Origin of the sequence: Hymenobacter setariae (assembly GCF_007713685.1) — a bacterium.
Lineage (GTDB): Bacteria > Bacteroidota > Bacteroidia > Cytophagales > Hymenobacteraceae > Hymenobacter > Hymenobacter setariae.
Window position 1 is genome coordinate 714184 of sequence record NZ_VMRJ01000001.1, and the last position, 20871, is coordinate 735054.

Annotated in this window: 26 protein-coding genes; 20 read left to right on the forward strand and 6 right to left on the reverse strand. The window is 57.5% G+C overall.

Going from position 1 to position 20871, the window contains the following annotated elements:
- Positions 1-263: 263 nt before the first annotated feature.
- The 5 genes from FNT36_RS03020 (at position 264) to FNT36_RS03040 (ending at position 4156) form a co-directional block, all read left to right on the forward strand.
- Positions 264-740, forward strand: coding sequence for a thioredoxin family protein (locus FNT36_RS03020; RefSeq protein ID WP_233635636.1), 477 nt, complete (start codon positions 264-266; stop codon positions 738-740).
- 6 nt (positions 741-746) lie between these two features.
- Complete coding sequence (locus FNT36_RS03025) at positions 747-1826, forward strand: FAD:protein FMN transferase (protein ID WP_144844183.1); 1080 nt, start codon at positions 747-749, stop codon at positions 1824-1826.
- Positions 1823-2056 carry a DUF4266 domain-containing protein gene (locus FNT36_RS03030; RefSeq protein ID WP_144844186.1) on the forward strand — a complete coding sequence of 78 codons (234 nt, stop codon included), beginning with the start codon at positions 1823-1825 and terminating at the stop codon, positions 2054-2056. The genes FNT36_RS03025 and FNT36_RS03030 overlap by 4 nt, the downstream gene beginning before the upstream one ends.
- 78 nt (positions 2057-2134) lie before the next feature.
- Positions 2135-3415, forward strand: coding sequence for a DUF3570 domain-containing protein (locus FNT36_RS03035; protein WP_233635637.1), 1281 nt, complete (start codon positions 2135-2137; stop codon positions 3413-3415).
- Between the two features lie 51 nt (positions 3416-3466).
- Positions 3467-4156 carry a VIT1/CCC1 transporter family protein gene (locus FNT36_RS03040; protein WP_233635638.1) on the forward strand — a complete coding sequence of 230 codons (690 nt, stop codon included), beginning with the start codon at positions 3467-3469 and terminating at the stop codon, positions 4154-4156.
- Positions 4157-4279: 123 nt separating this feature from the next.
- On the opposite strand, the gene gldC is transcribed toward FNT36_RS03040, so the two are convergent.
- From gldC to FNT36_RS03055, 3 genes are all read right to left on the reverse strand, one after another.
- On the reverse strand, positions 4280-4627 hold the full coding sequence (gldC, locus tag FNT36_RS03045; protein WP_144844195.1) for a gliding motility protein GldC: 348 nt from the start codon (positions 4625-4627) through the stop codon (positions 4280-4282).
- Between the two features lie 44 nt (positions 4628-4671).
- Positions 4672-5796 (reverse strand): DNA polymerase III subunit beta, encoded by a 1125-nt coding sequence (gene dnaN / locus FNT36_RS03050; RefSeq protein WP_144844198.1) that lies wholly within the window; start codon positions 5794-5796, stop codon positions 4672-4674.
- Between the two features lie 303 nt (positions 5797-6099).
- Positions 6100-7341: an SGNH/GDSL hydrolase family protein gene (locus tag FNT36_RS03055; RefSeq protein WP_144844201.1), complete on the reverse strand. Its 1242-nt coding sequence runs from the start codon at positions 7339-7341 to the stop codon at positions 6100-6102.
- Positions 7342-7585: 244 nt separating this feature from the next.
- On the opposite strand from FNT36_RS03055, the gene FNT36_RS03060 reads away from it, so the two are divergent.
- Together FNT36_RS03060 and FNT36_RS25340 are read left to right on the forward strand one after the other, a co-directional pair.
- Positions 7586-8584: a glycoside hydrolase family 43 protein gene (locus FNT36_RS03060; protein ID WP_144844204.1), complete on the forward strand. Its 999-nt coding sequence runs from the start codon at positions 7586-7588 to the stop codon at positions 8582-8584.
- A gap of 378 nt (positions 8585-8962) precedes the next feature.
- Positions 8963-9121, forward strand: a complete 159-nt coding sequence (locus tag FNT36_RS25340) for a hypothetical protein (RefSeq protein ID WP_233635639.1) — start codon at positions 8963-8965, stop codon at positions 9119-9121.
- Positions 9122-9851: 730 nt separating this feature from the next.
- On the opposite strand, the gene FNT36_RS03065 is transcribed toward FNT36_RS25340, so the two are convergent.
- Entirely contained in the window at positions 9852-10553 is a 702-nt protein-coding gene (locus FNT36_RS03065) for a porin family protein (protein WP_144844207.1), read from the reverse strand.
- A gap of 513 nt (positions 10554-11066) precedes the next feature.
- Here FNT36_RS03065 and FNT36_RS03070 point away from each other — a divergent pair.
- Complete coding sequence (locus tag FNT36_RS03070; RefSeq protein ID WP_144844210.1) at positions 11067-12026, forward strand: endo-beta-N-acetylglucosaminidase H; 960 nt, start codon at positions 11067-11069, stop codon at positions 12024-12026.
- Positions 12027-12289: 263 nt separating this feature from the next.
- Here the strand turns inward: FNT36_RS03070 and FNT36_RS03075 are convergent, their stop codons facing one another.
- On the reverse strand, positions 12290-13639 hold the full coding sequence (locus tag FNT36_RS03075) for a site-specific integrase (protein WP_144844213.1): 1350 nt from the start codon (positions 13637-13639) through the stop codon (positions 12290-12292).
- Between the two features lie 3 nt (positions 13640-13642).
- Complete coding sequence (locus FNT36_RS03080) at positions 13643-14032, reverse strand: S24 family peptidase (RefSeq protein ID WP_233635640.1); 390 nt, start codon at positions 14030-14032, stop codon at positions 13643-13645.
- Positions 14033-14563: 531 nt separating this feature from the next.
- Between FNT36_RS03080 and FNT36_RS03085 the strand changes: the two genes are divergently transcribed.
- The 12 genes from FNT36_RS03085 (at position 14564) to FNT36_RS03140 (ending at position 20871) form a co-directional block, all read left to right on the forward strand.
- A complete protein-coding gene (locus FNT36_RS03085; RefSeq protein WP_144844219.1) occupies positions 14564-14797 on the forward strand; it encodes a hypothetical protein in 234 nt (77 codons plus the stop codon).
- A 101-nt stretch (positions 14798-14898) separates the two neighbouring features.
- Positions 14899-15330 (forward strand): hypothetical protein, encoded by a 432-nt coding sequence (locus tag FNT36_RS03090; RefSeq protein WP_144844221.1) that lies wholly within the window; start codon positions 14899-14901, stop codon positions 15328-15330.
- 3 nt (positions 15331-15333) lie between these two features.
- Positions 15334-15618, forward strand: coding sequence for a hypothetical protein (locus FNT36_RS03095; protein ID WP_144844224.1), 285 nt, complete (start codon positions 15334-15336; stop codon positions 15616-15618).
- A gap of 19 nt (positions 15619-15637) precedes the next feature.
- Positions 15638-16042, forward strand: a complete 405-nt coding sequence (locus FNT36_RS03100) for a hypothetical protein (protein WP_144844227.1) — start codon at positions 15638-15640, stop codon at positions 16040-16042.
- A 126-nt stretch (positions 16043-16168) separates the two neighbouring features.
- Entirely contained in the window at positions 16169-16765 is a 597-nt protein-coding gene (locus FNT36_RS03105; RefSeq protein WP_144844230.1) for a hypothetical protein, read from the forward strand.
- 3 nt (positions 16766-16768) lie between these two features.
- Positions 16769-17053: a hypothetical protein gene (locus FNT36_RS03110; protein WP_144844233.1), complete on the forward strand. Its 285-nt coding sequence runs from the start codon at positions 16769-16771 to the stop codon at positions 17051-17053.
- 19 nt (positions 17054-17072) lie between these two features.
- A complete protein-coding gene (locus FNT36_RS03115; RefSeq protein WP_144844236.1) occupies positions 17073-17714 on the forward strand; it encodes a hypothetical protein in 642 nt (213 codons plus the stop codon).
- On the forward strand, positions 17707-18540 hold the full coding sequence (locus FNT36_RS03120; RefSeq protein WP_144844239.1) for a hypothetical protein: 834 nt from the start codon (positions 17707-17709) through the stop codon (positions 18538-18540). The genes FNT36_RS03115 and FNT36_RS03120 overlap by 8 nt, the downstream gene beginning before the upstream one ends.
- Entirely contained in the window at positions 18533-18811 is a 279-nt protein-coding gene (locus FNT36_RS03125; protein ID WP_144844242.1) for a hypothetical protein, read from the forward strand. The genes FNT36_RS03120 and FNT36_RS03125 overlap by 8 nt, the downstream gene beginning before the upstream one ends.
- Positions 18811-19440 carry an ASCH domain-containing protein gene (locus tag FNT36_RS03130; RefSeq protein WP_144844245.1) on the forward strand — a complete coding sequence of 210 codons (630 nt, stop codon included), beginning with the start codon at positions 18811-18813 and terminating at the stop codon, positions 19438-19440. Before FNT36_RS03125 ends, FNT36_RS03130 begins: the two co-directional genes overlap by 1 nt.
- Positions 19433-20083, forward strand: a complete 651-nt coding sequence (locus FNT36_RS03135; protein WP_233635641.1) for a 3'-5' exonuclease — start codon at positions 19433-19435, stop codon at positions 20081-20083. Before FNT36_RS03130 ends, FNT36_RS03135 begins: the two co-directional genes overlap by 8 nt.
- Entirely contained in the window at positions 20080-20871 is a 792-nt protein-coding gene (locus FNT36_RS03140) for an adenine nucleotide alpha hydrolase family protein (RefSeq protein ID WP_144844251.1), read from the forward strand. Before FNT36_RS03135 ends, FNT36_RS03140 begins: the two co-directional genes overlap by 4 nt.

Sequence of the window (20871 nt, forward strand, 5' to 3'; positions counted from 1 at the left end):
ATGCAATAGCGCCGAGCGGCGGGACCAAGAGCATACTGGGCTACTGGGCGGCGGCCGGGTGAGAGCAGCTACTGGCAAGCCAAAACGCACCAGCCGCCAGTTCATGAAAAACACCTATCTAACGCCGTAACTTAGAACGGCTTCTTAAGGCTTCTGCCCTACCGGCCCCTACTTACGGGCCACAGGTTATGCCCGCCCAATTTGGCTTGTGCGGTGCCAGGCTAAAGCACCGGTCGCCTTCGCCTCTACTACATCTTTTTATCATGACTACGCTGCTGAATACGCTCGCCATCAGCTTTTTTAGTATGACCTTTACCGGGTTGCCTGCTAGCTTGGCCCAAACTGCGCCGGCCCCAGCCTGGCACACCTCGCTACCCGAGGCGCTGGCGCTGGCCAAGACCAGCCAGAAGCCAGTGCTGGCCGTGTTTTCGGGCTCCGACTGGTGCAAGCCCTGCATGATGCTCAAGCAGGAAGTATTTGACCAGCCCGAGTTTGCCAGCTTCGCCAAAGACCGGTTTGTGCTGGCCCGCTTCGACTTTCCGCGCAACAAGAAAAATCGCCTCGACCCGGCCCAAACTAAGCTCAGCGAGGAGGCCGCAGCTCAACTCAATAAAGAGGGTGCGTTTCCGGCCGTGGTACTTCTTTCCCCCGAAGGCAACATCTTGGCTCGCACCGGCTACCGCCCCGGCGGGGCCGCGGCCTACGACGCATATCTAACCCAATTGCTACCTCAGAAATAGTGCGCTATGCCACGCTTTTGGTTAGCTACCCGCTGGGCCATAGCTCTGTTAATCAGCATTTCGTTTGAACTGCTGCTCAATGGCCCCGCCGGTGCGCAAGCTGCGCCCCGCGCCCGGGCCTACACGCGCAGCGCCCACCTCATGGGGTCTCACTTTACGTTCACGGCGGTATCGGCCGACGACTCGCTGGCCTGGCGAGCCTTGCGGGCGGGCCTGCGCGAAACGCAGCGCATCGACCGCCTTTTTTCTTACTGGGATTCGACCTCGCAGGTAACTAAAATTAACCGCTTGGCCGGTATCCGCCCCGTGGTGGTCGACCAAGAAGTAGTTGACTTGATTGCGCGCACGCTAAAAATATCGGCGCTGAGTGGCGGTGCCTTCGATATCACGTTTGCCAGCGGCGACAAGATTTATAAGTTTGACCGGCAGGCGCACGCCAGCCTGCCCGACTCGGCCACGGTGCGCCATTCGGTGCGCCGCATAGGATGGCAAAAAGTGCAGCTCGACCCCATTAAGCACACGGTCTTTCTACCCGGAAAAGGCATGCGCATCAACCTAGCGGGCATCTTGCAAGGCTATGGCGTGCGCCGCGCCCAGGAGCTGATGAAGAAAATGGGCATCGCGGGTGGCCTCATCAATGGCTCGGGCGATGTGTACTGCTGGGGCCAGCAGCCCGACGGCAGCGGTTGGCGCATTGCCATCGGCGACCCTGCCCGCCCGCAAAGCGTGTCGTCGTGGCTGACGGTGAGCGACTTGGCCGTGGTCACGGCCGGTAACTACGAGCAGTATTTCACGGTGGACGGGCGGTACTACGGCCACATCATCAATCCTCACACTGGCTACCCAGCCACTGGCCTGCGCTCAGTCACCATCATTTGTCCCGATGTGGAACTGGCCGACGCGCTCGACGATGCCGTGTTTGTACTAGGGCCCGTCGAAGGGCTGGCTTTCATCAACCGGCTGAAGGGCGTCAGCTGCACGCTTATCGACGACAGCGGCCAAACCCTGGTTTCTAAGGGTATGCAACTCAATTCTTACCACAGCGCGGCCCCGGCGGCCGCGGCCCATCCTACTTCCAAACCATGAGGTACACTACCTTATTTCGCCCATCATTGCTGGGCTTGCTACTGGCTGGCGCGGCTACGCTGCCCAGCTGCGTGTCGGTGGCTGCCTACCAAAAGGCCTACCTCAACGACGAGGATATGAAGCTGGCCACCAAAAAAGTGGAAACCCCCGAAGTCAATTTTGAGAGCTACCGCGAAGGGGCTGGCGGGGCCAATGGTGGCAAAGTAGGCGGCGGCTGCGGCTGCAATTAAGTAGCGCGGAATTTTAGTCCGCAAGTGACCAGAACTGCTATTCGTGAGCAACAAGCTCGCGCCATACCACCTACTACCTTGTTAATTAAACACTTATTATTCCTACTAGCGCTTGCCGCGCCCCTGGCAGCTTTGGCGCAGGCCACCCCTACTCCCAACCGCCTCGATGGCTCGGGCCTCTCGCCCAACGCAGCGCAGCTGCCCGCGCCTGGCCGCTACGGCGAAACGGAAGTGGACATCCTAGGTAGCTACTACCAGCAAAACGGCGACCACTCGGCCGTGGAGGGCGGCATTGGTAGCCAGCACCTTACCGACACAGCGCCGACCATTTTGCTCAACGTGCCGCTCGACTCGACCACCCGCCTGGCGGCCAACGTGGGCATCGACTACTACACCTCGGCCTCGTCCGACAAAATCGACCAGGTGATGTCGTCGCCCTCGTCGCACGATGCACGCTACCACGCCGACTTTGGCTTGGCGCGCGTGCTAGCCGACAAGCTCACCACGGTGGGCCTAGGGGCTGGCGTATCGAAGGAGTATGACTATCTGTCTTTTAATCTGCTAGCCAGCTGGGCGCGGGCTTCCCAAGATGGCAACCGGCAGCTGAGCGTGAGCGGGCAGGCGTTTCTGGATAAAATCACGCTCATTACCCCGGCCGAGCTGCGTGTGGGCGGCACCCGCAACAAAAACTACGGCTCCGACAACCGCCAAAGCTTCACGCTGTCGGTGGTGTACGCGCAGGTACTTACCAAGCGCCTGCAAGCGTCCATCAGCATCGAGCCGGTGGTGCAGCGCGGGCTGCTGAGCACGCCGTTTCAACGGGTGTATTTCTTCGACAGCAACCCCGCCCTAGGTACGCCCGGCGCGCTGGGCACGGCCCAGGCCGAGGTGCTGCCACGCCTGCGCTACAAGTACCCCGCCAGCCTGCGCCTCACCTATTATGCCACCGACCTGGTGCAGCTGCGTGGCTTTTACCGCTTCTACAACGATAACTTCGGTATCCGGGCGCACACCTTCGAGCTGGAAGTGCCCGTAAAGGTGACGCCCTTCTTTACGCTTTACCCTTTCTACCGCTACCACACCCAAACGGCGGCCGACTACTTCGCGCCCTACCTCCAGCACTCGGTCAGGGAGGAGTATTTCACTTCCGATTTTGACTTATCAGCCTTCTCGGCCAATAAGCTGGGGCTAGGGTTTCGCTACGCGCCGCTCTACGGGCTGGGCCGCTTCAAAACGCCATTCGGGGGTGGCCGCATCACCAAGTTTAAGTCCTTAGATGTGCGTTACGGCTACTACCGCCAAAGCACCGGCCTGACAGCTAACATCGTCAGCGCCAACCTAGCGTTTACCATGCCCTAGCCGCGGCGCGCTACCGGGCCGTACTACCTATTTCGCTTAGCTAATTTGACTATGCAACACGTGGAGCGGCACCACACGCACCGCCTAGGCTGGCTTCGGGCGGCCGTGCTGGGGGCTAATGATGGCATTATTTCTACGGCTAGCCTGGTGGTGGGCGTGGCTGCGGCCAGTGCCACGCCGCACAACGTGCTGCTGACGGGCGTGGCGGGCTTGGTGGCCGGGGCCATGTCAATGGCAACTGGCGAATACGTGTCCGTTAGTTCGCAGGCCGATTCGGAGCAGGCTGACCTGGCGCGCGAGCAAGAGGAGCTACGCAGCGACCCCATTGCCGAGCAGCAGGAGCTGGCCGACATTTATGTGGCGCGCGGCCTGGCGCCAGCACTGGCCCTGCAAGTGGCGCAGCAGCTCATGGCCCACGATGCGCTAGGCACCCACGCCCGCGAAGAGCTAGGCATCTTCGAAGCCATTGCAGCCAATCCCATTCAGGCGGCGCTGGCGTCGGCGGCCTCATTTATGGTGGGGGCAGCTTTGCCGCTGGCGGTCATTTTGCTGGCTCCTACCGTGGGACTGGCCTGGACGGTGTCGGTCACGGCCTTGCTTTTTTTAGCGGCCCTAGGGGCGCTGGCTGCCTATGTGGGTGGCTCGGGCATGTTGCGGGCTGCCGCACGCGTCACCTTTTGGGGCGCGCTGGCCATGGGCCTCACGGCTGCCGTGGGCCACTTTTTCAGCGTTGCGCCCTAGGTAAGGCGAGCTTTATCCTAGCGTTTTTAGGTCCTATTGCTTACTCATGGGCAATTATAAAAAAGGCTTCTCACCGCGGTGAGAAGCCTTTTTTTCTTCCAAGCGAGCGACACCCGCTGCGAATTATAGGTTTGGGCGGTCGTCCTGGCCCTGTTCTTCTAGGTAGTCGGTCAGCTCCTGGCAGAGGGCGCGCATTTTGGCAGCCATCTTTTGGTCGCTGGTGGCGGTCACGATGGTTTCAGCCATCGAGCCGATGGTATCTACCACAAAATACTTCATGGCATCCGTGGGCATGTCCTTGGTCCACAGGTCAATCTTCATCGTGCCATCGGCATTGCGGTCCCAGATGGAGATGTTGATGGCTTTGGCAAAATGAATGTCCTGCCCCGCATCGGTGGCTTGCCAGCTAATAGCTTCCGGTACTTTTTGGTCGTCCAGCGCGATGCTAAAACGGATTTCAGACTTCTTCATCACAGATTCAAACGTATTAAAACAGGACCGCCAGCTTAAGCGGCTTACACATAGTTGTTAAGCATCACGGGCATCACTAGCATCAGGATGCTTTCGTTTTCATCGGCCTGGGCAGGCATCAGCAGGCCGGCGCGGTTGGGCGTGCTCAGCTCTAGGGTGATGTCTTCGGAGTCGATGTTGGACAGCATTTCGAGCAGGAAGCGGGCGTTGAAGCCGATTTCCATGTCTTCGCCGTCGTACTGACAGGCCAGCGTTTCCTTGGCTTCGTTCGAGAAGTCCAAGTCTTCGGCCGAAATCACTAGCTCCGAGCTCGTGAGGCGCAGGCGCACCTGGTGAGTGGTTTTGTTGGAGTAGATGCTGATGCGGCGCACCGAGTTAAGCAGTTCGGCGCGGTTGATGGTCAGCTTGTTGGGGTTGCTTACCGGAATAACGTTCTCGTAGTCGGGGTAGCGCTCGTCGATGAGGCGGCACACCAGGCGCATCTGGTTGAACGAGAAGAAGGCGTTGCTCTGGTTGAACTCGACGCGCACCGGCGCAGCTTCGCTCGGCAGCGAGCTCTTGAGCAAGTTGAAGGCCTTGCGCGGAATGATGAGGTTGGCGGTTTGGCCGGCGCCTACGTCTTGGCGGCGGTAGCGCAGTAGGCGGTGGCCATCGGTGGCTACGAAGGTCACCTGCTGGTCGGCTAGCTGCACCAGAATGCCCGTCATGGCGGGGCGCAGCTCGTCGGTGCTTACCGCGAAGATGGTCTTGTTGATGGCCCGCGCCAGCGACGACGACGGGATTTCGACCGGGGCCGAACCTTTCACCACCGGCACGCGGGGGAAGTCAGCGGCGTTCTCGCCGGCCAGCTTGTAGCGCCCGTTGGCCGAGCTGATTTCGATATTGTAGGTTTCCTCGTCCAGCGTGAAGGTCACGGGCTGGTCAGGCAGGTTCTTGAGCGTGTCGAGCAGGATGCGGGCCGGGGCCGCGATGCGCCCTGCCTCCTGGGCCTCGATGGGCAGCTCAGTAATCATGCTCGTTTCGAGGTCAGAGGCCGTAATCGTCAGCTTGCCCGGCTCAATCTCGAAGAGAAAATTCTCCAGAATCGGCACCACGGGGTTGTTCGTAACCACGCCGTTGATGCTCTGGAGCTGCTTGAGCAGGGCCGAGGACGAAACGATGAATTTCATAAATATAAGCTAGACAGGAGCCGGGGTTTGGGAAGGAGCAAAGATACGCCCGGCGGGCGGGGTTTAGAAAAGCTTGTGCTTTGGCTTGGGGCAACAACGCCTGGCTTATTTTTCGACCGCGTAGAAGATGTTGCTGATAGCAATCAACTTAGCTCAACAATGGCACTTTCTAGCTTCTGTGTTCAAAAACCACTCGCTCGGCGAAGCAGCCCTGCTACTACGGGCCCTAGACAGGCGTATGCCCCTAGGGCCGGCGGCGGGCTCTCCTGTGTTTAATGCAATGCCGCAAGATGAGGAGTGGGTTCATGGCAGCTGGTTGAGAAAGTCGCCATACCCATTGCCGACCAGCGCGCCCCCGTCGCTGTTCCAATGCAGCTGGTCTTGGGTGGTAGCAGTCACGTTGGCGGGCGTGATGCCGGCGAGGTGGTACGCATCCCAGTGCGGCAGGCCTAGGTAGTCGGCCGTGGTCATCAGGGCCTGGCAGCCGGCTTCCAGGGTTAGGCCATAGTGATTGGCCGCGGGCGGCACAGGCTCATTGGCATACACCCCGCGCCAAGTGTCATTGAGCACAATGATGGGGAGATTGCTGTCGAGCGCACGAATCTTACCGACCACGTATTTCAGGTCGCCACAAATAGTGTTCATGTCTGGTGTGTCGGTGACCTGGCCAGCCGTCGAAAAGCCGTGGCCGTAGTCGTTGGTGGGGCCCTCGATAGATACAAAGGCGGCGCCGGCTACATCGGCAGCGGTTAGGTCGTCGGCCATCGTGCGCAGCAGTTGGCCGGGCACGCCTTTGTTAACGATGGTTGCCAGCCCAGTGCGCGCCTGCATATAGTCTACATACACGTGCTGAAACGTGAGGGACGTGCCCAGCAACACCGCTTTTTTGCCTTTAAATGGCTGCTTACCGCCCGCGTTGCTTTTAAAAAACGGCTTATAATTGGCGGGTACCTTGCCCCCGTAGATGAGCATGGTAGTTGGCAGGGCGCCGGTTTGGATGGAAATTCGCACGTAGGCGGCTTCCTCGGGTGCGATGCCATCGCCAAAAGGCGCCAAAAACTCTTTATCAGCGTCATACCAGGCGCTGTGTACCAAGTTATTATTAGAGGCGTAGCGCACCCCCGGTACTACCGGGTAATAGGCAGAGGCGCTGAAGCTTGGCACGGTGTATTCGGTGCCGTAATAGCGCTCATTGATGGCGTACCCCGCCTCATTGCCGGGGTCGGTGGGGTTCAAAATATTATCGCCGTCCTGTGCATTAGCTGCATTGGCAGCGCTCAGTGATTTTGCGGCGGCACTGCCGGTGGTGTTTTTCGAGTGCTGGACCGCCGCGGTCTGGGTCGGCGGCACTTCTGTTTTTTGCTGCGCACAGCCTGGCGAGCCAAGGCCCAGGCAGGCCACGGCCAGGGATAACAAATACTTTCTCAACGCCATAATGCGCACTACTAAGGTTAGGTCTTTTAGTTTGTTGGCAGCCCCGGCAGCTAGGTGTGCGGCATGGCGAGAGCTGGGAATTGCGTAGAGACCACGGGCTGCTGGGGCCATAACTAGTGAATAGTCCTGCTTGTTCGGCCAGCCGGCGTATTAGCGCTAAGCGGCCGCCACAGCCACCTAGGCGAGTGCGCCGGGTAGCTTCTGGCAGCGGGCAACGCCCCACAAACTATTGGTTGCTGATTTTGGCGTAGATTTTTGACCGATTTAGCGACCTGCAGCCGGTGGGCAAGGGCCCTAGTTTTGCCAGGCAGGGCTGATTCGCAAGGGCCCTGCACTTACCTCCCACCCACGTAGCATGAAAAATAGTTGGTTAGCCGTACTCGGCTGCGCGCTGCCGCTGCTAGCAGCAGCCCAGAAACCGGCTGTCCCGGTTATTCGCAAGAATATTCCGTTGGACTCCATTGGGCTGAGTGACCCATTTATTCTGGCCGATGCCAAAACGCACCAATACTATATGACGGGCACCGGGGGCATGCTTTGGAAAAGCCCCGACCTAAAAACCTGGGAAGGCCCCTACCAAGTAGCCCGGCCCGACCCTACCTCCTGGATGGGCCCCAAACCCATGATTTGGGCGGCCGAGATTCATCCCTTCAAAGGCAAGTATTATTACTTCGCCACCTTCACCAACCGGAATATTAAGATTGACACCGTGCAGGGCAGCGCCCTAGAGCGCCGCGCCAGCCACGTGCTTGTCAGCAACCAGCCCACCGGGCCCTACGTGCCCATGGGCGATGCCACGTACTTGCCGGCCAACAAGTCTACCCTAGACGGCACGTTTTGGATTGATAAAGATGGCAAGCCCTACCTGGTGTATTGCCACGAATGGGTGCAAAATCAGGATGGCACCGTTGAGAAAATAGAGCTAAAACCCGACCTAAGCGGGACCCTAGGTACCGGCCAAGTCTTATTCAAGGCCAGCGCCGCGCCCTGGAGCCGCGAAAATCCACGCACTGGCCCTGCCCGCCCCAACAAAGTAACCGATGGCCCTTACCTGTTCCGGACTAAAACCGGCCGCCTAGGTATGCTCTGGACCAGCTGGGTATATGATGTATACACTCAAGGCGTAGCCTATTCCCGCAGCGGCACCCTCGATGGCCCCTGGCTGCAAGAGGCCGCCCCCATTACGCCGCCCAACTACGGGCATGGCATGCTCTTTCGCACGTTTGAGGGCAAGCTGCTCATGTCCCTGCACAGCCACAAAGACATAAAGGGGCACTACCGCCGCATCCCGCACTTGTTTGAGGTCGATGTATCGGGCGATAAGCTGGTGCTTGGTCAGCCTTATCGGCCGTAGCCTATGCAAGCGTTAGCCCAGCTCGACGACCCTAGGTGGCTAGCACAGCTTTCGGCAGATGCAGGCCGAACTGCTAAACAGCTGCCAAAGGTGATAGCAGCAGGGCCAACAAATACAACTAATTATTGTCCTAAAACCAATCTTTTTTAGTTTTTTCACCAGGCTACATTGCGCTCTAAAGCATGGCATATGCGGTGCTAGGCCAGTTTTTAGAGTTCGGCCCACTCCACAGCGCCCGGATAAGCTGGCAAGAAGCCATGTCGTAAAATCAAGTTAATTGTCCTTGGTAACTGCGCGCAGGGTCGCGTCCTTTGATATCATTCCTGCAACGCTACGCGGCGCATCTCTACTATCTATTCCCACCCTAGGTCAATTACCATGAAAATTCTGTTTTTAGTTGCCTCCATATGGTCAGGCGGTGGGGTTGCAGTTTACCACATCTTACCACTGTGGGCTTTGGTGGTTTATGGACTGCTTTCGCTCTTCTATCTGGCCACGTGGCTGACGCTGCGGCGCGGCTTTTACCCAGTAAAATAGCCAAGCTCACGGCGTACTCTCAACTACTTTTTTACCACCAAAAACCCCGCTTACCCAGCGGGGTTTTTCTTTGCCCGGCCGCTAAGCGCTTAGCAGCCTGCTCCTAGGTTACTTCAGCGCGCCTTTGCGCCCCCTAGCCGCATAACTGGTCTTGGCGGGCGGCCATTACGAAGGGTGTGCGGCTAGGGGGCTGGCCATAAGCTGTAGGGGCAGTGGTGCCTCAGCTGCAGGCCGGGAAGAAGCTACGTGCAAGCACACTTGCAAAGGCTTTGTCAATACTGGCCAGTGTTTTGCTAAGCTGCACACATGAAATATTTTACTCATCGCTACTGGTCCTGCTTTTCCATCCTACTGCTTGCGGGCTTGCTACCTCGGCTAGCGCACGCCGAGGATTTAAAAGCAGTCAATATTTTATTTCAACTTGCCCTGCTCGGCATCGTGCTGCTAGCTATGGCGTTACTCCTGCTCGCCTTGCCTTTTGTACTAGCAGCCAAGTGGAAGCGGCTGTCTACGGAGGCAAGATGGCTCGGGGTAGTGAGTTGGTTGGGAGTACTCATGCTGACTGGTAACATCCTTCGGGCAGGGCTTGGCTCGCTCTGAGGTAAGGAGCGGCCTCAGGAAAAGTGGGCAACATTATTACCAGGTAGCAGGACACTCCCTAGGCGCCATCGGGGCTCAACTACAGGACAAGACTGCATCCCCACCTAGGGTCGCGGCCTTGCGTGAGTGCTTAGCTCTTATTAACTAAGTAACTGAGCGACACTTGAAATGCTCGGTTATAAGCAGTAGGCTGATTATCATACACCTGCCCATTGTACTGATAAGGAACCGCCGAATTGCGCAGTCCCAGACTATAGCTGGCTTGTACCTGCACTCCCTTTACGCGGTAGCCTACGCCAGCTTGCAGGCCGCCATCAAAACGCTGCGCATATCTGTTGTCTCCATCAGACGCAACGCTGGCTGGCTTTATTTTTCCTCTCACCTCCTCGAAACTACTAATCTTATCGCTGTAATTGCCTCCTACGAGCAGGCTCACATACGGCCCCGCAAAGACTTGGAAGCCTTGCCCATCGCGCCCCAGGGTGAAAGCTAGGTTGAGCGGCAGCGTCAAGTAGTTGAGGCGTACTTCTTCCTCGTAGGAGGTGGCCATATCGATAAGGAGCCGGTAGCCCGAGGTGCGGTAACCTTTTTGAGAAAACAGCAGGCTAGGCTGCACGGCAAAGTGGCCAAACTGCACTGTGCTAGTTAGCCCTGCCTCAAAGCCTAGGCGGCGCGTAGCAGAAGCCTGCTCGGGAAAGGCCCGCTCTGCCGTTGAGAAATGACCGGTGGAAACATTTAGCCCAACGCGCGGACCTATACTGAATGTAGTTTGCGCCTGTGCCGCACTAGCTAGCGCTAGGCCGCTAACTACGAGGAGAAGAAATTGCTTCATAAAAAACAAGGAAAAGTAGCTTCTTGGTGAGCCACTGGGCGGGCAAACGGTTGCAGTAAGCGGCAATAAAATGGTACCCTGGTAATTAGCTTCTCCCCTACTGCCCTGACTTACGAAGGCCTCGCAAGCCAACTATACTACTTACCTAGGTGGCCACTCTATCTGCCCCGAGCTTATGTCTCATACTAGGGCCTTTATGCACGTCAGCCACTCCCTTGTGACATGCATTTCGCCGGATAGTAGCCCTCATAAGGCTCCAACCTGTTAGTATTTGCCATAATTATAACAGGACAGCCTAGCACTATTACAAGCGCATTCTGCCTGGTAGCCGTGTCGCTTTTAGGGTGCCTTTGTCCCTGTGCAGCAGCACACTGCATCGTAGGTTTGACTGTCCTTCCGCCTTGGTCAGCGCCCCCACGTTATTCCGAGCTAAGCGCGACCGCCGTACTCTGCCATCCTTCCGGAATAAGGTCTTCTTATTCCTCCTTTTCCACTCCCACCCAATCCTTTACCATGAAAGTCGGAACCAACCGAGCCGCTCGGCCACTGGCCCTCTTCGGCACCTTGCTCACCCTGCTTTTTTCTGCCTGCCAGAAAAAAGACGAGTTGCCTACCCCAACATCTCCCCAGACGCTGGCTGCGCCCGGGGGTGTTTCGACAAATGCAGTCGGCGTTAGCGGCGCTAAAACAGTGTGCTATGTAGAAGTCAATAATAATAACTTCTATAACGTAGGCAAGTACTCGCTGGCCTCTGGCCAACCACTATTTGATATCGGTATCATTTTCGCAGCCAATATCAATTATAATACTTCTACGAAGAAAGCGACCCTCTTTTTTAATACGCAAGTCACCAACGTTCTCAACAACCGAGCTACGTACATCCAGCCGGTGCAGGCCAGGGGCATCAAGGTACTGCTCTCCATCCTGGGCAACCATCAGGGGGCGGGCGTTTGCAATTTTACAAGCCAGGCGGCGGCCCGAGAATTTGCCCAGCAGTTGGCGAGCGCCGTAACCACTTATGGGCTAGATGGCATAGACTTCGACGACGAATATGCCGACTACGGCACGAATGGCACCGGACAGCCCAATAGTTCTTCGTTTGTGTACCTAGTGAGCGCCCTGCGAGAACTGATGCCGAACAAGATTATTTCGTTCTACTACTACGGGCCAGCCGCCAGCCGCTTGTCCTACAATGGCGTGACAGTAGGCTCGAAGGTGAACTACAGCTGGAACGCCGTGTACGGCACCTACTCGGTACCGGCTGTGCCGGGCTTAGCCAAGGCCAATTTAGGCCCAGCAGCCGTCCAAATCACTGCTACTTCTTCCGCAACGGCCGCCACACTTGCCACCCGCACCAAAACCGACGGCTACGGCATCTACCTCACATACGACTTACCTAACACAAACTCCAGCAGCTACTTATCTAGCATTTCTAATATCTTGTACGGGCAAGCTACCACGTACACTCCCTGAGCTAGCAGGAGTACCTCACAGCGAAACCTAGCCGCTTTGCTGACGCACGTGCAAGGGCCATATCAGAGCCGGTGCTACTTGCTTTAAAGAGAAACTCCCACTGTACTTGATTTACAGTGGGAGTTTGGTTTGCAGAGAGGAAGGAACTCATAACTTGAAATAGACAGATACAAATACTGTGTCAACGCCGTTTTACAGGCTTTTTAGGCACATTATGCAACGCTATTTGTAGCACGTTTTATCGCTTTTGTTTTACGCGTGTTTTACTCATCAAAAATACTGCGTGCCTTTTGGGTTAATTCTAGCGACTCCAACTCCCCATAGTAGCCTTCGGTTTGCGCAATGCTATGGTGATTGAGCATGTCCCGCATGTCGGAGGCCGATATACCACGTCGGCGGCCTCGGTCGGCAAAGCTGTGGCGGGCGGTGTGGCTGGTAAGGGTTTTTTCGATACCAGCCAGTCGGGCCACCCGCTTCAAGTTCCCATTAATACTGGTGGTAGCCGACTCAACTTTGCGTAGCAGCTGCATCCATAGCGGGCGGTATTCCGGTAGTCGGCTCAGCTCGGCCCAGGTCAGGCCTGCGGGGTACTGCGCATAGGGTGCCTCGGTTTTGAGATAGGGTAACACAAAATTATTCGGGTTATCGCTCCGCTCGGCCCAGCGCGCCAGCACTGTGTTGAGGCGGGCCGAGCGTGGGGAGAGCTTCGCCTTACCTGTTTTGTGTTCGGTAAAAAAGATTTCCTCGGCGCGCACATCGCGCCAGCGCATGCAAACGGCATCCCCTACCCGTGAGCCCAGCAGATAATATTGGAGTAGCCACGCATCGCGGGCGCTCAATTCGCCGCGGGTCAATTGCTCGGCAGGCAAGGCTTCCAAGCGGGCTACTTCCTCATCGCTGAGCTTAGCCTTTGGGCGTGCCTTGCCTTCTTTAAGCTTGATTTTCTTAAATGGGTTTTTGGCCTCGGGTAGCTTATCCTCATCGATGGCTTGTAGTACGACTGTCTTGAGAAAGGACAGCTCCTTGTTTAGGGTGGTTTCCCGATTGCCCAAACCCGCCAGGTAGATTTCGTAGTCCCGAATCAGGCGCAGGGTGAGTTGTGAGAACGGCAGCGTTACCGTGGCCCGCTGCGTTTTTATATCGTCTGACTCATTACGTAGGCCGTAGCGGCCCTTGGGGTGCGGGATGCCTAGGCAGAAGCTTTGGAGCTTGCTGCGAATGCTAGCAAATTTTTCGGCCGTGCGCGGATGCCCTGCCTTGCGGCGGCGCTCGATGTCTTGCTGCATGTAAGCCAAAAAATCGTCACCCCCGCCCCCATCCAGTGCGTCGCGCACTTGCTTGGCTGACCATAGCGGGTTTTCATCGAGCAGCTGCTGCACTTGGCGCAGCAGCTTGCGCAGCACGTCATTGTAGCGACGTGCCTCTGGGTGCGTGCCACGTACCCAGTTTTGCTTTTCCAGCGTGCCAGCTTCATTCCAGTGCTTGGCTGATACTGCCACGTCGGGAATGGCGCGGTACGTAGGCTGTCGGTCGGAGGTCAGGCGCAAGTGCACAGGGTGCAGGCCATCCTTCGCGCGAGGTGGGCGAAGGACTAGCGCGAAAGTGGTGGCCATAGGCTACGACAGCAAGCGCACGGGCACGATGCCGTAGAATTCGCGCACCTCCAAAATAGTGTTGATGTCCTTGCGCGCTACGGTGAAGCTGCCACCCAGCCCGCCCGTTGCGTGCAGAGTCAAGCCATCTGTGTTGTTTAGGTCATTCTTGAGAATGGCCTTCACTGTTACCTCTTCGGCATAGGCAACCACGCAGATGGTATTGTGCAGGTATTCCCACTTGCCCTCCGGAATAGGCCAAGCAATTACCTGCTGGCCGTCGCGCAGGCTCGGCTCCATGCTATCGCCTTCGATATCGAAAACGAGGGCATCCTTATAATCTTCTTCGGTGCGGCCGGGTGGGAGGCGGAATAGTACCGTGTCGAAGATGTCGGCGTCTTTAAAGCGCTGCATCTGCATGTATCCAAAGCTAGCACGGGCCTTGAAACTCAGGCGCCTCAGCTTGATGACCGGGATATCAGAAAGCAGACCTGTAGCCTGCACATTGGTCTGAAATGGTGGATAAGGCGGGTCGACTACCACTGCATCAATTTTTCCGGGCTCCTTATACAACAAAGTATTTTGTGCCCCTGCGCTTGGAAGCTCGGATTTATACATATCACCAACACCGGTCACCAACCAATCTAGACGTAAATGCGGGAACGCATCTGCAATCTTTGCTAGCAAATCGAAGCTTGGTTTATTCTGACGTTTGCCAAACATATCAGTTATAACCCCAGTCCTGACGCCAATACGTCTAGCCATCTCAGACATATTGCCCCCAGCGAGCTGGTCAAGGACAATTTTTAGTCTTTGATGAACAGGCACATACGTAATATTTGACGCATTTACGTCAAAATTTCTCACGCTTTTACTTGACTCTTCCAACGTATTTACGTTAAGTTTGCAATACCAATACCAATAATAGAAAGGTACGGCAAGCCAATGGAAGCAATTGCAGAGAAAACCACCGGAACTACCCCAACCGAGCTAAAGGCACGGGTACTAGCCGTGCGGCCCCGTCTGCCGCAAAACATCCGTGCGCTGGTGCTGGAGAAGTACAGCGAGTACGATACAGCCCAAGGCAGCCGCAAGCTCAATAACGTGCTGGCTTTTGCTAGCTCTGACCTACGGCTAACAGAGATTCTTGAGGGCTTTGCGCTGTCAATAGCCGCCTAAAAGCAAAAGCCCCGGCCACACTACGAATGCGACCAGGGCTTAGAACCTACAACGGTTCAAAGATACAACTTAATCCCCTAACCTACAACCACAACACTGTCATGCAGTCGCCTGCAACCACCATCGCCGCCCTAGTGCCTACGCTTACTGACGTATTCAATAAGCGAGTCAAACACAACGCCACCACCCTGCAAGGTGGCGACCAGCTCCACTTCACGGCCCCCGTGCTGGGCTTCCCCAAAGGTGGGGTGCAGGCCATTTACGGCTACTGCGTCTACACCGATGAGCAGGGCCAGGCCTACGCCGTGACGGCTTACGTGCGGGGTGGCCAGCATGCAGTAGCCTACACCGACCGCGAGGCCCGCCGCTACCCTACGGCCAACCAGCGCGAACAGTGGTTCGGCTCGGTGCTCATGTACCTCACCGAAATCGACTTAACGGACTACGCCGACTGCCTGCGCCTAGAGCGCCTGAGCGAACGCGTAACTCCCTTGCTACCTGCTGCTACCATCACTTACCGCCAAGCTGCCTAAGCCATGCAAGTGCCAACACTCGACCAGCATGAGGCTTTGGCCCGGCAGCTAGCCGAGGCGCTGGCCCGCATTGCCAAACTAGAAGCTGCGCAACCCGACTGGCTACGTGAAGAGGAGGCCATGTCCCTGACGGGCTTATCTCGGTCTACGCTGATTCGGGAGCGCAAAAAGAATGATACCCCGCTAGTCATCACCGACTCTGGCCCCTTGCGCTACCTGCGCAGCAGTGTCGAAGCCTTCAACGAGGCGCGCATGCTGCGCAAAACCACTCTTCGCCTCGCCGCCTAACCTTTTCTCTGCTACTGCCATGTGCCTGCCCAACCCCCTCAAGCGCGCCTTTGACCACGCCAGCTGCACCGCCGAGGGCGCCCAGCGCCTCCTGTCGCTGCTCACTCCGCGCTTGAACGCCGAGACTTACACGGAGGCGCGCGCTTTGTGCGACGAGCTAGCGGCTGAGGCCGAGCAGGCACGGCTAGCCTATGAGGCAGGTCAGGCGCCCATCACCACCGAGCAAAAGCAGGCGCTCATTGCGCTCAGCAATCACCAGTTCGTGCGGGCCAATGAGAAAGGCGAGATACGCTACGGCCTCGACCAACTGACCCAGCAGCAAGCGGCTGACCGCATTCGACTCTATAACAAGATTATAGATAGCCGCTACCCCAAGAATTACACCGTGCGCGCCGAAGCCTACCAGGTACGGCCCGCCGCCTAACTCCCTCACTTCATGGACACTTCTCAACCGCCCTAGGCAGGGCTGGCCTGCCCGACGACTGCCTACATCTCACAACAACCGCCTACCTCTTAACCGCCTACGGGCATTTCAAAAACTCAAAATTTTATGTCATCTGCCTTCATCCCCGAAACTTATGTAGCCCCCGTTAGCGGTGGCGATTACACCAAACTGCAAGACGGCACCACTAGCCTGCGCATCCTATCGGAACAGCCCCTGTTCGGCTGGGTCTACTGGAACACGGCCAATAAGCCAGTTCGCTTTGAATTTGCCAAGCACCCTGGCCAGCCCTCAGATGCCCGCATCGGTGCAGACGGCAAGCCTGATGCCGTGAAAGAGTTCTGGGCAATGGCAGTCTACAACATCACCAATAAAAAGGTGGAACTGTGGGAGGTTACGCAAGCGCAGATTAAGAATGCGCTGACTGCTCTAGCAAAAGATGCCGAGTGGGGTCACCCTACACAGTATTCCATTAAGGTCAGCAAGTCGGGTACTGGCAAGGACACCAAATATGGCGTGCTCCCCACGGCCCCAAAACCGCTGCCCGCTGAGATTCAGGCTGAAGTCGATGCAAAGCCTGTCAACCTGCGCGCCCTCATAGACGGCGGCAACCCCTTCGATTCGCAGCCCAAACCGGGCGCTGCGCCTACGCCTGAGCAGGCTAAAAATTTGGCGCCCACCGACGACAACGACCTGCCTTTCTAAGTCATGGCCAAGCTCACGCCCGCCGCCTTCGCCGCCTGGGTGCTCAAGCACATCGACCAGGACGTGTGGCTCACCGAGGCCACGCTGGCCCGACGCTTGGCGGGCGTGGGCAACTGCCCTTTCACGGCGCCCGGCCTGTTCGGGGCGCTGGTGCGGGCGGGGTGGCTGACCCAGCACCCGAAGTACCCCCAGGAATACATCATGGCCAGCGTGTGCTGGCTGAGCGAAAAACCAAAAGCCCCCGCACGGACGAGGTGCGAGGGCTCTCAAATAATTGCCCATTCATAAGTCAGAGCCCTACAAAGGTATGGAAGCCAAGGAAATAAAGAAACTCGCCAAAGAACACGCAAAGCAGCAGCTTGGCGATGAGCAGTTTAAATCTAATAAAGATGCGGCCCGAGCAATCGCAGAAGACTTTGAAGCTGGTTTTACTGCCGCTCAGTCTGCCCTAGGTGCCGCCGCCACCCCCGCGCCGCTGGCCGATGCCGAGCTGGCCGAGTTGACGCGATTGATGAACAGGGCTACACAAGGTCGTTGGTGTGTAGCTGAAAAGCCACAAGGCTACGGTGATGAATACATAAGCGACCACATTGTTGGTGTTGAAGCTATTCAAGCCAATGGCTTAGAACTGGTTGTAGGTGAAAATATTGATGGCGAATACGCGCTAACTAGCCAAGCTGACTTTCGCCTGATAGTAGCCATGCGCAACGCCCTGCCCGGCCTGCTGGCGCGGCTGGCGGCGGCGGAGGCCTTCAAGGGCCAAGTGGTGAAGGTCCTGAATAAACGCCGTGACAGCGCCCACGCTGACTTCCTGGCCTATTTAGATGATGGCGGCGACCCCGATGAGCCTATTCCTGGCGCTGAGGCTGGTGAAGAAATCAACAAAATTGCACGCGACCTAGGGCTGACTTTAGGCGAAACGGTGAAAGGAGGCCAGCAAAATGCTTAGCCCCGCCGTTCGCGCCGCTGCCGACCAGTACGCTATTAGCCGGGGCATTGCACCCACTGGTGGGCCCATTTTCAAGGAGGTAGTTTATGGGTATGAAACCGGCTATCATGCTGGCTTCATTGCCCGCCCTCAAGTCGAGCGTTTCCCCCTCTCTGGCCAGCGTGAGTTCCTGCGCGTGCTGGCGCCCTATGTGGCCGAAAACATCACGGTCTACCATCCGCACTCGGGCCGCTACGGCCTGCTGCGCGGGCTGCCCGCCACCTACGAGGGGCAAGGGGAGCCGCTGGCTGATGTCGAGTTTTATTGTGATGCCGAGGCCCGCGGAGAGGGCGGCGGGGATATTACCGAGCCGGTTTCTAAGATTCTGCCGGTGCTCTACGCCTTCGAAGACCTAGCCACCGAGCTGACGCTGCCCGATGGGCGGCGCGTGGTGCCGGCGGTGGAGGTGGCGAAACTCAACGGCGGGCATGACAACATAGATGGGGCTGAGATGACTCAGGACCTTTTTAGAAATAATATCCTTTCGCTCACGGCCAATGGCATACACTGCTGGGCTTTATATCGACATGATTTTTTTGCGGCTGATACTGGCTATGGGCTGCGAGAAATCAACTGGCTGCGCACCGCCCACTTCGCCATAGGCCTAGCCCCCTACCAGTACCACCGCCGCGTGGTGGGCGTCGACTACGCCAGCGGGCAGAAGCCTTTTCAATACCTGACCCTAGGTGAGCCGTTGCCGCTGGTGACGCCGTGCCCTAGCAGGCGGAATGATTGCCCTAGTGGCTGCCCAAAGTGCCCAACGGAAAAGGAGGTCAGCCGTGCTTAGCAAGTTCACCCACCCCACCACCGGCTCGGTGCTCTTCATCCAGCGCCCCAAGGAAGTCGCTGACTTCGTGGCCCGCCAGCCCCGCCTCGTGCCCACAGCGCCGCCCACGGTAAGTCGTGGCGTCATCTGGCTGGCTATCCGCCTCATGGCCTTCGTGCTGCTGGCCCTGGCCATCACCGCCGCCTTTTTCCTCTTTGGCGAAGAGCGCCCGACTTCCGTGGTGCGCCCCGCCCTCACCAACGCCCAGCGGGCGAAAGCATTCAGACTATAATGGGTACTATCAAAGAACGGCCCATCCTGTTTTCGGGGGCCATGGTGCGGGCGCTGCTCAATGGCAGCAAGACGCAGACTAGGCGGGCTATCAAACCACAACCCACGCAACCGCGCCAAGCTGGTTATATTCTGCACAGCACTGACAAGAGCCGTGAGGGTGGCTTTCAATGGAGCGATGCGGATTGCAAAAACCTGTCTGAGCCGATACACTGCCCCTACGGCCAGCCCGGTGACCGGCTGTGGGTACGGGAGACGCTGTTTTGGTCGGCATGCGATGACGGTTGGTGCTATCAGGCAGATAACGACATGTTGCAGTGCGAATACCACCTAGCGCCCATTCTGCTAAAGGACTATAAGCCTGCTATTCCTTCAATCCACATGCCCCGCGTGGCCAGCAGGCTGCTGCTTGAAATCACGGCCGTGCGCGTCGAGCGTTTGCAGGATATCAACACGGACGATATTAAAGCCGAGGGCATTCGCCACACTATTGACTACGGCCCAATTCTTTACGAAGAGTGGCAGCTGCTTTGGGAGAAAATAAACGGCCCCGAGTCGTGGGCTGCCAACCCCTGGGTGTGGGTGGTCGAGTTCAAGGTTATCGACGGGAAGGAGGTGGCTAGTGCTTAGCGACTTCACTATCGTAGACCTCGAAACCACGGGCCTCGACCCCGTGGCCGGGCGCATCACCGAGATTGCCGCGCGGCGGTATCGGAATGGGAAGCTGAGCGGCGCCATGTCGGCCCTGGTGTGGGCAGGCGTTGACCCCGAGCCCGAGGCGATAAAGCTCAACGGGCTCACTTCCGACAACCTAGAGCGCCACGGCATCACCGAGTGGCAAGCCCTGGAAATGCTGCAAAAGCTACTAGGCACCTCGGTGCTGGTGGCCCATAACGCTGCTTTCGAAATGGCGTGGCTCAACCAGGCCTGCTGGCGCTGGCAGGATGCGCCCTTTGCCCAACCCTTCCTGTGCACTAAAACGCTGGCCGTGGGGCTAAAGGCAGGCTCGGGCCGCAGTTACTCGCTGAAGCAGTTGACCCATGATTATAACATCGTGTGGACGGGCGTGGCGCATCGGGCCATGCCGGATGTGCAGGCCACCAAGGCGCTGCTTGATATCCTCTGCCACAGTGAGCAACACTTTGCGCAGGCTGGGCCGCTGCTAACTGAGCTGCTCAACTGCTGCGGCACCAATCCCAACAAGGCCCTGGTGGGCGCTCACTACCCGCTGCCCGCTGGGCTGCCGGACCATGCGAAGGAGGTGAAGCAATGAGCACGGCCCGAGTAATAGCTAACAGTGGTGGGCGCACCAGTGGCGTAATGGCCCTGCGTGAAATGGCTAAGGGCCTAGGCCCCGCGGATTATATAGTTTTCTGCAACACAGGCAAAGAGCGTGAAGAAACCCTGCGCTTCCTACACTTGCAAGAAACCGTGCTGGGGGTGCCCATTATCTGGCTGGAGTACTGCCGCTTCAATAAGTGGAAGCGCGTGAGCTACGAAACAGCTAGCCGCAAGGGCGAGCCATTTGAGGCACTACTTACCAACCGCCGGAATGGTAAGGTCTACCTGCCCAACTTCATGACGCGCTATTGCACGCAGGAGCTGAAAATCCGCGTGATGCGTGATTTCATGCGCAGCCAGGGCCATCGGCATTACGTGTCGCTCGTCGGCATTCGCTACGACGAGCCACGCCGCCACGCCAACGGCAAAAACGACCGCAGCCACGATGTCGAGCACCCGCTTTACCACGCTCGCATTACTAAGCCTGATGTCCTAGCAATTTGGAAAGCACAGCCTTTTGACCTGGAGCTAAAAGACCACGAAGGCAACTGCGACCTGTGCTTTATGAAAGGCGAGGCCAAGCTACTCGACATTATCCGCAGCGACCCCAATGCGGCGCAGTGGTGGATTGATGGCGATGCCGCAGGCAATGGGCGCGGCTTCCGCCCAACTGGGCGGGCTAGCTACGCTGATTTGCTAGAGCGCACCCAAGTGCAGCCCATGCTCGACTTCTGGCCCGAGGCTCAAGAAGAATCTCTCACTTGCTTTTGCACTGACTAA